Annotated in this window: 8 protein-coding genes; 4 read left to right on the forward strand and 4 right to left on the reverse strand. The window is 62.1% G+C overall.

Features of this window, described 5'->3' with window-relative positions; translation table 11 throughout:
* Positions 1 to 289: 289 nt before the first annotated feature.
* From gltB to hemE, 3 genes are all read left to right on the forward strand, one after another.
* Positions 290 to 4,738, forward strand: coding sequence for a glutamate synthase large subunit (gene gltB / locus GV819_RS06220; protein WP_161754531.1), 4,449 nt, complete (start codon positions 290 to 292; stop codon positions 4,736 to 4,738).
* 33 nt (positions 4,739 to 4,771) lie between these two features.
* The gene (locus GV819_RS06225; protein WP_161754533.1) at positions 4,772 to 6,190 is read left to right on the forward strand and encodes an FAD-dependent oxidoreductase; all 1,419 of its coding nucleotides are present in this window, start codon (positions 4,772 to 4,774) and stop codon (positions 6,188 to 6,190) included.
* Positions 6,191 to 6,401: 211 nt separating this feature from the next.
* Positions 6,402 to 7,469, forward strand: coding sequence for a uroporphyrinogen decarboxylase (gene hemE, locus GV819_RS06230; protein ID WP_161754535.1), 1,068 nt, complete (start codon positions 6,402 to 6,404; stop codon positions 7,467 to 7,469).
* A gap of 485 nt (positions 7,470 to 7,954) precedes the next feature.
* Here the strand turns inward: hemE and GV819_RS06235 are convergent, their stop codons facing one another.
* Entirely contained in the window at positions 7,955 to 9,223 is a 1,269-nt protein-coding gene (locus GV819_RS06235; protein WP_161754537.1) for an MFS transporter, read from the reverse strand.
* 121 nt (positions 9,224 to 9,344) lie between these two features.
* On the opposite strand from GV819_RS06235, the gene GV819_RS06240 reads away from it, so the two are divergent.
* Positions 9,345 to 10,244 carry a LysR family transcriptional regulator gene (locus tag GV819_RS06240; RefSeq protein ID WP_161754539.1) on the forward strand — a complete coding sequence of 300 codons (900 nt, stop codon included), beginning with the start codon at positions 9,345 to 9,347 and terminating at the stop codon, positions 10,242 to 10,244.
* Here GV819_RS06240 and GV819_RS06245 read toward each other — a convergent pair.
* The 3 genes from GV819_RS06245 to GV819_RS06255 form a co-directional block, all read right to left on the reverse strand.
* Positions 10,212 to 10,700 (reverse strand): excinuclease, encoded by a 489-nt coding sequence (locus GV819_RS06245; RefSeq protein ID WP_161754541.1) that lies wholly within the window; start codon positions 10,698 to 10,700, stop codon positions 10,212 to 10,214. The genes GV819_RS06240 and GV819_RS06245 overlap by 33 nt on opposite strands.
* A 215-nt stretch (positions 10,701 to 10,915) precedes the next feature.
* Positions 10,916 to 11,362: an excinuclease gene (locus tag GV819_RS06250; protein ID WP_161754543.1), complete on the reverse strand. Its 447-nt coding sequence runs from the start codon at positions 11,360 to 11,362 to the stop codon at positions 10,916 to 10,918.
* Between the two features lie 66 nt (positions 11,363 to 11,428).
* Positions 11,429 to 11,875, reverse strand: a complete 447-nt coding sequence (locus GV819_RS06255; RefSeq protein WP_161754545.1) for a hypothetical protein — start codon at positions 11,873 to 11,875, stop codon at positions 11,429 to 11,431.
* Positions 11,876 to 11,879 lie beyond the last annotated feature (4 nt).

Consider the following 11,879-nt stretch of genomic DNA (forward strand, 5'->3'; position numbering starts at 1 on the left):
TGCTGCCTTCCAGGCCGCGTGCCTTGTGGTGTCTGCGTCACAGTAGTTTTTGAGTCGCGGCAGTCAAGATCAAAACATTTTGACTAGCACAGCGTATCGCTTTAAAACGTTCATAAATGCGACATAAATTTTCGACAAATCGTCGCTAAATTTGTGAGCCTTTGTGTCGGTGTGTACAATGACCTCCCTTTTGCCGCCACAAAGTCGACGTACGTTCGACGTGGATGACAAGTGGTTGAATTGAAAAGAAATTTGTCTCGATAAGAGGCAGCCTGGTGAGAAAGTGTCTATGAAAGCAGGTCTGTACCAACCAGATGAATTTAAGGATAACTGTGGTTTCGGCCTGATAGCCCATATGCAGGGCGAACCCAGTCACACCTTGTTAAAAACGGCCATTGAGGCCCTGACCTGCATGACCCACCGCGGTGGGATCAACGCGGACGGCAAGACCGGCGACGGTTGCGGTCTGCTGATGCAAAAGCCCGATCTGTTCCTGCGCGCGATAGCCAAGGAACACTTCGGCCATGACCTGCCCAAGCAATATGCGGTGGGCATGGTGTTCTTCAACCAGGATCCGGTGAAGGCCGAAGCCGCTCGCGAGAACATGAATCGCGAGATCCTCGCCGCCGGCCTGCAGTTGGTGGGCTGGCGCAAAGTGCCGATCGACACCCGTGTGCTCGGGCGCCTGGCCCTGGAGCGTCTGCCGCAGATCGAGCAAGTGTTCATCGGTGCCGAAGGCCTGAGCGATCAGGATTTCGCCATCAAGCTGTTCAGCTCCCGTCGGCGCTCCTCGGTGGCCAACGCCGCCGACACTGACCACTACATCTGCAGCTTTTCCCACAAGACCATCATCTATAAAGGCCTGATGATGCCGGCGGACCTCGCCGCCTTCTATCCGGACCTGGGCGATCCGCGCCTGCAAACCGCGATCTGCGTGTTCCACCAGCGCTTCTCTACCAACACCCTGCCGAAATGGCCGTTGGCCCAGCCATTTCGCTTCCTTGCCCACAACGGCGAGATCAATACGATCACCGGCAACCGCAACTGGGCGGTTGCTCGTCGCACCAAGTTCGCCAACGACCTGATCCCGGACCTGGAAGAACTCGGCCCGCTGGTCAACCGTGTGGGTTCCGACTCCTCAAGCATGGACAACATGCTCGAACTGATGGTCACCGGCGGCATCGACCTGTTCCGCGGCGTGCGCATGATCATTCCGCCAGCGTGGCAGAACGTCGAGACCATGGACCCCGACCTGCGGGCGTTCTATGAGTACAACTCGATGCACATGGAGCCGTGGGACGGCCCTGCCGGTGTGGTCATGACCGACGGCCGCTACGCCGTCTGCCTGCTGGACCGTAATGGTCTGCGCCCGGCGCGCTGGGTCACCACCAAGAATGGTTTCATCACCCTGGCTTCGGAAATCGGCGTCTGGAACTACCAGCCTGAAGACGTGATCGCCAAGGGCCGTGTCGGCCCGGGGCAGATCTTTGCCGTGGACACCGAGACCGGGCAGATCCTCGACACCGACGCCATCGACAACCGCTTGAAGTCCCGTCATCCGTACAAGCAATGGCTGCGCAAGAATGCCCTGCGTATCCAGGCCACCATGGAAGACAACGACCACGGTTCGGCTTTCTACGACGTCGACCAGCTCAAGCAGTACATGAAGATGTACCAGGTCACCTTCGAAGAGCGTGACCAGGTGCTGCGCCCACTGGGCGAGCAGGGCTACGAAGCAGTGGGCTCCATGGGCGACGACACGCCGATGGCGGTGCTGTCCCAGCGCGTGCGTACCCCCTACGACTACTTCCGCCAGCAGTTCGCCCAGGTCACCAACCCGCCGATCGACCCGCTTCGCGAAGCCATCGTCATGTCCCTGGAGATCTGCCTCGGTGCCGAGCGCAATATCTTCCAGGAGTCGCCTGAGCACGCTTCGCGGGTGATCCTCAGCTCGCCGGTGATTTCCCCGGCCAAGTGGCGTTCGCTGATGAACCTCGATCGCCCGGGCTTCGAGCGGCAGATCATCGACCTGAACTACGACGAGAGCGTCGGCCTGGAAGCGGCGATCCGCAATGTCGCCGACCAGGCTGAAGAAGCCGCCCGAGCCGGCCGCACCCAGATCGTCCTCAGTGACCGTCATATCGCTCCCGGCAAGTTGCCGATCCACGCGTCCCTGGCCACCGGCGCGGTGCATCACCGCCTGACCGAAAAGGGCCTGCGCTGCGACTCCAACATCCTGGTGGAAACCGCCACCGCCCGCGATCCGCATCATTTCGCGGTACTGATCGGCTTTGGCGCCTCGGCGGTCTATCCGTTCCTGGCCTACGAAGTGCTGGGCGACCTGATCCGTACCGGTGAAGTCCTGGGCGACCTCTATGAGGTGTTCAAGAACTACCGCAAGGGCATCACCAAGGGCCTGTTGAAGATCCTCTCGAAGATGGGCATCTCCACCATCACCTCCTACCGTGGTGCGCAGCTGTTCGAAGCCATTGGCCTGTCAGAGGAAGTCTGCAACCTGAGCTTTCGCGGCGTACCGAGCCGGATCAAGGGCGCGCGCTTTGTCGACATCGAAGCCGAGCAGAAAGCCCTGGCGACCGAAGCCTGGAGCCCGCGCAAGCCGATCCAGCAAGGCGGCCTGCTGAAGTTCGTCCACGGTGGCGAGTACCACGCCTACAACCCGGACGTGGTCAACACCCTGCAAGCCGCCGTGCAGCAGGGCGACTACGCCAAGTTCAAGGAATACACCGCGCTGGTGGACAACCGTCCGGTGTCGATGATCCGCGACCTGTTCCAGGTGAAGACCCTGGACACGCCGATGGATCTCAGTGAAGTCGAGCCTTTGGAGTCGATCCTCAAACGCTTCGACTCCGCCGGTATCTCCCTGGGCGCCCTGTCGCCCGAGGCCCACGAAGCCCTGGCCGAAGCCATGAACCGCCTCGGTGCGCGTTCCAACTCCGGCGAAGGCGGCGAAGACCCGGCGCGCTACGGCACCATCAAGAGCTCGAAGATCAAGCAAGTGGCCACCGGTCGTTTCGGGGTAACCCCGGAATACCTGGTCAACGCCGAAGTGCTGCAGATCAAGGTGGCCCAGGGCGCCAAGCCCGGCGAGGGCGGCCAACTGCCAGGCGGCAAGGTCAATGGCCTGATCGCCAAGCTGCGCTACGCGGTTCCCGGCGTGACCCTGATCTCGCCACCGCCGCACCACGATATCTATTCCATCGAAGACTTGTCGCAACTGATCTTTGACCTCAAGCAGGTCAATCCGCAGGCGCTGGTCTCGGTGAAGCTGGTGGCGGAAGCCGGTGTCGGCACCATTGCCGCCGGTGTGGCCAAGGCTTATGCCGACCTGATCACCATCTCCGGCTACGACGGTGGCACCGGCGCCTCGCCGCTGACCTCGATCAAGTACGCCGGTGCACCGTGGGAACTGGGCCTGGCGGAAACCCACCAGACCCTGCGCGGCAACGACTTGCGCGGTAAGGTGCGGGTACAGACTGACGGTGGCTTGAAGACCGGCCTCGACGTGATCAAGGCGGCCATTCTCGGCGCCGAAAGCTTCGGCTTCGGCACCGCGCCGATGATTGCCCTGGGCTGCAAATACCTGCGTATTTGTCACCTGAACAACTGCGCCACCGGCGTTGCGACCCAGAACGAGAAGCTGCGCAAGGATCACTACATCGGCACCGTCGACATGGTGGTGAACTTCTTCACCTACGTTGCCGAAGAAACCCGTGAGTGGCTGGCCAAGCTGGGCGTGCGTTCCCTTGAGCAATTGATCGGGCGTACTGATCTGCTGGAGGTACTGGAAGGTCAGACTGCCAAGCAGCAGCACCTGGACCTGACGCCGCTGCTGGGCAGCGACCACATCCCGGCAGACAAGCCACAGTTCTGCCAGGTGCAGCGCAACCCGCCATTCGACAAAGGCCTGCTGGCCGAGAAGATGGTCGAGATGGCCCGCGCGGCGATCAATGACAAGAGCGGCGCCGACTTCGCTCTGGATATCTGCAACTGCGACCGCTCCATCGGCGCACGGATTTCCGGCGAAATCGCCAAGCTGCATGGCAACCAGGGCATGGCCCAGGCGCCGATCACCTTCCGCTTCAAAGGTACTGCGGGCCAGAGCTTCGGCGTGTGGAACGCCGGTGGCCTGAACCTGTACCTGGAAGGCGATGCCAACGACTACGTGGGCAAGGGCATGACCGGCGGCAAGCTGGTGATCGTTCCGCCCAAGGGCAGCCTCTACAAGACTCAGGACAGTGCCATTATCGGCAACACCTGCCTGTACGGTGCTACCGGCGGCAAGTTGTTCGCCGCCGGCACTGCAGGCGAGCGTTTCGCCGTGCGCAACTCCGGTGCCCACACTGTGGTGGAAGGCACGGGCGATCACTGCTGCGAGTACATGACCGGTGGTTTTGTCTGCGTACTGGGCAAGACCGGTTACAACTTCGGCTCAGGCATGACCGGCGGTTTCGCCTACGTGCTCGACCAGGACAACACCTTCGTTGACCGGGTCAACCACGAACTGGTGGAGATCCAACGGATCAGCGGCGAAGCGATGGAGTCCTATCGCAGCCACCTGCAGCGTGTGCTGAACGAGTACGTCGAGGAAACCGACAGCGAGTGGGGTCGTGAACTCGCCGAGAACCTCGATGACTATCTGCGGCGTTTCTGGTTGGTCAAGCCAAAGGCTGCCAGCTTGAAATCGTTGCTTTCCAGCACCCGTGCCAACCCGCAGTGATATGCGCCTGAGAAGTTTGATGAGGTTTTAACAATGGCTGAACGTCTGAATAACGACTTCCAGTTCATCGAGGTCGGGCGCAAGGATCCGAAGAAGAAACTGTTGCGTCAGCGCAAGAAAGAGTTCGTGGAGATCTACGAACCCTTCAAACCCCAGCAGTCGGCCGACCAGGCCCACCGTTGCCTGGGCTGCGGCAACCCGTACTGCGAATGGAAGTGCCCGGTGCACAACTTCATTCCCAACTGGCTCAAGCTGGTGGCCGAGGGCAACATCCTCGCCGCCGCCGAGCTGTCGCACCAGACCAACACCCTGCCGGAAGTCTGTGGCCGGGTTTGTCCACAGGATCGCCTGTGCGAGGGTGCTTGCACCCTCAACGACGGTTTTGGCGCAGTGACCATCGGTTCGGTGGAGAAGTACATCACCGACACCGCCTTTGCCATGGGCTGGCGTCCGGACATGTCCAAGGTCAAGCCCACCGGCAAGCGCGTGGCGATCATCGGCGCGGGCCCGGCGGGCCTGGGCTGCGCCGATGTGCTGGTGCGGGGCGGCGTGACCCCGGTGGTGTTCGACAAGAACCCGGAAATCGGCGGCTTGCTGACCTTCGGCATCCCCGAGTTCAAGCTGGAAAAGACCGTGCTGAGCAATCGTCGCGAAGTCTTCACTGGCATGGGCATCGAGTTCCGCCTCAACACCGAGGTGGGCAAGGATGTGACCATGGAGCAACTGCTGGCTGAATACGACGCGGTGTTCATGGGCATGGGCACCTACACCTACATGAAGGGTGGTTTTGCCGGTGAGGACCTGCCGGGCGTGTATGACGCGCTGGACTTCCTGATTGCCAACGTCAACCGCAACCTGGGCTTTGAAAAGTCGCCGGAAGACTTCGTCGACATGAAAGGCAAGAAGGTGGTGGTGCTAGGTGGTGGTGACACCGCGATGGACTGCAACCGGACTTCGATCCGCCAGGGTGCCAAGTCGGTGACCTGTGCTTATCGCCGTGATGAAGCCAACATGCCCGGCTCGCGCAAAGAGGTGAAGAACGCCAAGGAAGAAGGCGTGAAATTCCTCTACAACCGCCAGCCGATTGCGATTGTCGGTGAAGACAAGGTCCAAGGCGTGAAGGTGGTCGAGACCCGTCTCGGCGCGCCGGATGCCCGTGGCCGCCGCAGCCCCGAGCCGATCCCGGGTTCCGAAGAGATCATCCCGGCCGATGCCGTGGTCATCGCTTTCGGCTTCCGTCCGAGCCCGGCGCCGTGGTTCGAGCAGTTCGCCATCCAGACCGACAGCCAGGGCCGCGTAGTGGCTCCGGAGCAAGGTCAGTACAAGCACCAGACCAGTAACCCGAAGATCTTTGCCGGTGGCGACATGGTCCGCGGTTCCGACCTGGTGGTGACGGCGATCTTCGAGGGGCGCAATGCCGCCGAAGGGATCCTCGACTACCTGGGCGTCTGACCCACCTTGTAGGAGCCGGCTTGCCGGCGAACAACGATACCGCGGTGCAGTTGCTGCACCGCGTCGATCGCTTCGCCAGCAAGCTGGCTCCTACGGGGTCCGTGCCCGTCCCCGTGACAAATTGACCCCATAGACATAAAGAAACGGCTCTTGCCGTGCCTTTTATGTCGCGCTCTGAGAAAATGCCCGCACTTTTTTTCCGGATGCCGACATGACTGCCCTGAAGAACGACCGTTTCCTTCGTGCCCTGCTCAAGCAACCCGTAGACGTCACCCCGGTGTGGATGATGCGGCAAGCCGGGCGCTACTTGCCTGAATACCGTGCCAGCCGCGCCAACGCCGGTGACTTCATGAGCCTGTGCATGAACCCGGAGTTCGCCTGTGAAGTCACTCTGCAGCCTCTGGACCGCTATCCACAGTTGGATGCGGCGATCCTTTTCTCGGATATCCTGACCATCCCCGATGCCATGGGCCAAGGCCTGTACTTCGAGACCGGTGAAGGTCCGCGCTTCAAGAAAGTGGTCAGCACCCTGGCCGACGTCGAGGCCTTGCCGATCCCCGATCCGCAAAAGGACCTGGGCTACGTGATGGATGCGGTCAGTACCATTCGTCGTGAACTCAACGGCCGGGTACCGCTGATCGGTTTCGCCGGCAGCCCCTGGACCCTGGCCACCTACATGGTCGAAGGCGGCTCGTCGAAAGACTTCCGCAAATCCAAGGCCATGCTCTACGACAACCCGCAAGCCATGCACCTGCTGCTGGACAAGCTGGCGCAGTCGGTCACTTCTTACCTCAACGGGCAGATCCTGGCCGGTGCGCAAGCGGTGCAGATCTTCGACAGTTGGGGCGGCAGCCTGTCGTCGGCGGCCTACCAGGAGTTCTCCCTGGCCTACATGCGCAAGATCGTCAGCGGCCTGATCCGTGAGCACGATGGGCGCAAGGTTCCGGTGATCCTGTTCACCAAGGGTGGCGGCCTGTGGCTGGAAAGCATTGCTGACGCCGGCGCCGATGCCCTGGGCCTGGACTGGACCTGCGACATCGGCGAAGCCCGTCGTCGGGTCGGCAGCAAGGTGTCGCTGCAAGGCAACATGGACCCCACGGTGCTGTACGCCAACCCGCAAGCGATTCGCACTGAAGTCGCACGCATCCTTGCCAGCTACGGCAAGGGCAGCGGCCACGTGTTCAACCTGGGCCACGGCATCACCCCTGAAGTGAAACCGGAGCATGCCGGGGCCTTCCTCGAAGCGGTTCACGAGTTGTCGGCGCAGTACCACGTATAAGCGCCACCCCATAAAAAACGCCCGGCACCTGCCGGGCGTTTTCATTGGCGAACACTTTTTTGTAGGAGCCAGCTTGCTGGCGAATGGGCCCTCGCGACTTGCACCTGCCTGACGGTCGCCTTCGCTGGCAAGCCAGCTCCTACAAGGGCCATTGGCTACGACCCGGCCTGTGTAGGAGCCAGCTTGCTGGCGAATGGGTCTTCGAGACTTGCGCCTGTCTGGCGGCCGTCTTCGCTGGCAAGCCAGCTCCTACAAGGGCCATTGGCTACGACCCGGCCTGTGTAGGAGCCAGCTTGCTGGCGAATGGGCCCTCGAGACTTGCGCCTGTCTGGCGGCCGCCTTCGCTGGCAAGCCAGCTCCTACAAGGGCCATTGGCTACGATCCGCCCTGTGTAGGAGCCAGCTTGCTGGCGAATGGGTCTTCGAGACTTGCGCCTGTCTGGCGGCCGCCTTCGCTGGCAAGCCAGCTCCTACGCAGGCTAGGCGTTACAAAGGAGGGAGTTTGGCCAGCTTCATGGCGATCAGCAGGGCTCCGATCAGCAAGGCGCCGATAAACAGGCCAATGCCGTTCCAGCCCGCCAGGTGCCAGAACACGCCGCCAGCGGTTCCGGCAATGCTCGAACCCGCGTAGTAGCTGAACAGGTACAGCGATGAGGCCTGGCCCTTGGCCTTGGTGGCCCGGCGGCCGATCCAGCTGCTGGCCACCGAGTGGGCGCCGAAGAAGCCGAAGGTGAACAGCAGCATGCCGATCAGTATCAGGGACAGTGGGCTCAGCAGGGTCAGGGCGATCCCCGCCAACATCAGCACAATGGTGCCCCACAGCACTCGGCGTCGGCCCAGTTGGTCCGCCAGGGCGCCAATCTTCGCCGAGCTGTAGATCCCCGACAGATAGACCACCGAGAGCATCCCGACCCAGGCCTGGCTCAGGTGATAGGGCTCGGCCAGCAGGCGATAGCCGATGTAGTTGAACAGGGTGACGAAGGCCCCCATCAGCAGGAAGCCTTCGAGAAACAGCCAGGGCAGCCCGGCATCGCGAAAGTGCATGGCAAAGCCGTCCAGCAGGCTGCGCGGGTGCAGCGAGCGGGGACGGAAATTGCGCGACTCGGGAAGGATTCTCCAGAACACCGCCGCGGCAATCAGCGCCAGGCCGCCGATCACCAGCATCGCCGTGTGCCAACTGACGAAGTCGATCAATACGCCGGTGATCAGCCGCCCGCTCATGCCACCAATGGCATTGCCACCGATGTACAGGCCCATGGCCAGGCCGATGTGCTGCGGGTGGATCTCTTCGCTCAGGTAAGTCATGGCCACCGCTGCCAGCCCGCTGAGGGACAGGCCCACCAGGGCGCGCATGAGCAGCACCCCGTGCCAACTGGGCATCAGCGCGCTGGCGATGGTGCACAGGGCGGCGGCCAGCAGGGCTGCCACCATTACCGGCTTGCGCCCGATGCGGTCGGAAACCGGCCCGGTGATCAACAGCCCGATGGCCAGCATGCCGGTGGCGACCGAGAGAATCAGGCTGCTCTGGGCCGCGTTGATGGAAAAGTCCCGGGACAGCAGTGGCATCATCGGTTGCACGCAGTAGAGCAAGGCGAAGGTGGCGAAGCCCCCGGAGAACAGGGCCAGCACCGTGCGCATGAACATCGGTGTGCCTTTCTCGATGTAGATCTCGTTGAGCTGGGCGACCACCTCGTCCAGGGGCGTGGCAGGGGTTTCATGGGCAGTGGGGGCAACAGCGGCAACAGCGGATTTCACGGGGGACCTCGGGGGGGAACGCAGCCGGTCAGGCAATGGAAAAAGCATATAGCTGGCTAATGATTCTTTCCAATATATTGTTCGACCTGTTTGATAGGTTTAAAGACTTGATGAGGTCCCCATGGAATTGCGTCACCTGCGCTACTTCATCGCCGTCGCCGAAGAGCTGCATTTCGGCCGCGCGGCCCAGGTGCTGGGCATCTCCCAGCCGCCCCTGAGCCAGCAGATCCAGGCACTGGAGCAGGAGGTGGGGGCACGGTTGTTCGAGCGTACCAATCGTCGGGTCGAGCTCAGCGAAGCCGGGCGGCTGTTTCTCGAAGAGGCACGCCTGGTGCTGGCCCAAGTGGACAAGGCCGCGGATGTGGCGCGGCGTGCGCAGTTGGGCGAGCTGGGGGAGTTGAAGATCGGCTTCACCTCATCGGCCCCATTCAACTCGACGATTCCTCAGGCGATCTTCGCCTTTCGCCAGCGCTTTCCAGCGGTACATCTCAAGCTCAAGGAAATGAGCAGCACCCAGGTGGCCGAAGCCCTGGTGGACCAGTCGATCCAAGTCGGCATCATGCGTCCCTTGCCGCTGCCGGATTCCTTGTCGGTGGTGGAGTTGCTGCGCGAGCCGCTGGTAGCGGTGCTCAGTTCCAAGCACCCGTTGGCCAGTGGCAGTGCAGAGGGGGTGCACCTGGTGGAACTGGCCAACGAGCCCTTTGTGTTCTTCCCTCGCAGCTATGGCAGCGGCCTGTATGCCCAGTTGCTGACGCTGTCCCGGGATGCCGGCTTCACTCCGCATTTCGCCCAGGAGGCGGCGGAAGCCATGACCATCATCGGCCTGGTGGCGGCCGGTCTTGGTGTCTCGGTGCTGCCGGCGTCCTATCAGCGCATGCGCATCGACGGTGTGGTCTATCGCCGCTTGCTGGATCCCGAGGCCATGTCGGCGGTGTGGCTGGTACAGCGCAAGGACCAGTGCTCGCCCATGGCCAAAGCGTTTGTCGAGCTACTGACGCGCAAGACCGGGGCCGCGACCTGAGCTATTGGGCCGCTCAGGGGCCTGCAGGAACACCAGGTCGCCGCGCAAGGCCACGCCCGCCATCAGCACCCCGGCGTGGCACTCGTAGGTATTGAGGTCCTTGCGCACGTGATGCTTGTAGTAGCTGACGATGTTGGTCACGGCATTGGCCCCGACCTTTTTGGCTGCGGCTTGCAGGGTGATCAGTGCCGATTGCAGGGCCCACTCGCAGGCGTCGATATCGCTCTTGTTGCTGGCATTGGTTTTCTTGTTGGTGGGCAGCTCGGTGACCTTGACTGCAAGCACTGGCGGGTGTGGGTTGCCCATCAGGTAGAAGCTCACACTGCCGTCCAGGCGCCCGGCGCGCTGGGCATCGGCGACGACTTTTTCGAAGGGCATGTACATCAGGTTGGTGGCCTGGCTGGGGACGCTCAGGCTGGATAGCAGGGCCACGGCAATCAGTGCTTTCACTTGCATGGTCGGCTCCTTGACGGACGTGAAAGGACAGCCGCCATTGCACATCGGCCGACCGGGCTGGTGCCCGACAGCATCCCGTCGCCATGCGGCTTGCGCAGGCTGCGGTGACTCAGCCTGCTGCTGCGAGTGTAGACGGGGATTGGCGCAGTTCGAGGCGCTGGCGTGCAACAAAAAAGGGCGCCCCAAGGCGCCCTTCAGCATCCGCAGGACTCAGCTCACTGGACCTTGGACAGATCACCGCGCAGGGCGACGCCCGCCATGATCGCGCCGGCGTGGCATTCGTAAGTGGTGGCATCCTTGCGCTCATGGCTCTTGTAGAAGCTGGCGATGTCGGTCACCGCATTGGCGCCGACTTTCTTCGCCGCTTCATGCAGGGTGATCAGCGCCGACTGCAGGGCCCATTCGCAGGCCACCTGGTCGGCCTTGCCGAAAGCGTTGGTCTTCTTGTTGGTGACCGCGCCCGGGCTCAGTACCGAGACCTTGCCGGTGGGCTTGTTGCCCGCCAGGTAAAACTTCACGCTGCCGTCGATCTTGCCGGTGCTGATGGCTTCGGCCACGACTTTGTCGAAGGGCAGGTACAGGGTGGTGTCGCGAGCCTGGCTGACGCCGGGCAGGGTGCAGAGCAGCAGGGTGACGGTGGCCGCCAGAGTCTTCAAACGCATCGTATTCTCCTTGACGTGCAAAGGGGGCAAAGCAGCCCTGTGAGCGGGGTCACAGGGCAGGAATCATTACGGCGCAGGGAAGGCCTTGGCCGCCGTGTCGGACAGCTGTTGCGCGGTCCGCTCATTCTGGTTGTCCCGCAGTTCGCGCAAGATACCCTTGTCCAGCAGGCGCACCCAGCGGATGTAGTTCTTGTGGATCTTGCCGTCCTTGTAGTCCATGTCGCGGCTGTCGCGGTAGACGATCTTGTAGTGGTTGGCGGAGTACTGGATATCGATCTCCGCGTGGAACTGCTGGCGCACGGTGATCTCGGCCTGGATCAGTTCCGGGCTGATGCGCTGTACGGTCCACTTGCGGGCCACCAGGTTTTTCAGGATCGCTTGTTTGACCTGCTCCTGGTCGGCCTGGATGGTGGCCGGGAGCACTCGGTTGGGGGTGTACATCCGCTTGCTGGTACAGGCAGTGACGCTGAGCAGGGCGAGGACGATGAGGGTGGCGCGAAGCAGGGAAGACATTCCA

Origin of the sequence: Pseudomonas sp. Fl5BN2 (assembly GCF_009908205.1) — a bacterium.
Taxonomy (GTDB): domain Bacteria; phylum Pseudomonadota; class Gammaproteobacteria; order Pseudomonadales; family Pseudomonadaceae; genus Aquipseudomonas.

What these genes read in the sequence shown, in the direction of transcription:
- gltB (WP_161754531.1), top strand. Translation starts at nt 290, where the DNA reads ATGAAAGCAGGTCTGTACCAACCAGATGAATTTAAGGATAACTGTGGT.
- GV819_RS06225 (WP_161754533.1), top strand. Translation starts at nt 4,772, where the DNA reads ATGGCTGAACGTCTGAATAACGACTTCCAGTTCATCGAGGTCGGGCGC.
- hemE (WP_161754535.1), top strand. Translation starts at nt 6,402, where the DNA reads ATGACTGCCCTGAAGAACGACCGTTTCCTTCGTGCCCTGCTCAAGCAA.
- GV819_RS06240 (WP_161754539.1), top strand. Translation starts at nt 9,345, where the DNA reads ATGGAATTGCGTCACCTGCGCTACTTCATCGCCGTCGCCGAAGAGCTG.
- GV819_RS06245 (WP_161754541.1), bottom strand. Translation starts at nt 10,700, where the DNA reads ATGCAAGTGAAAGCACTGATTGCCGTGGCCCTGCTATCCAGCCTGAGC.
- GV819_RS06250 (WP_161754543.1), bottom strand. Translation starts at nt 11,362, where the DNA reads ATGCGTTTGAAGACTCTGGCGGCCACCGTCACCCTGCTGCTCTGCACC.
- GV819_RS06255 (WP_161754545.1), bottom strand. Translation starts at nt 11,875, where the DNA reads ATGTCTTCCCTGCTTCGCGCCACCCTCATCGTCCTCGCCCTGCTCAGC.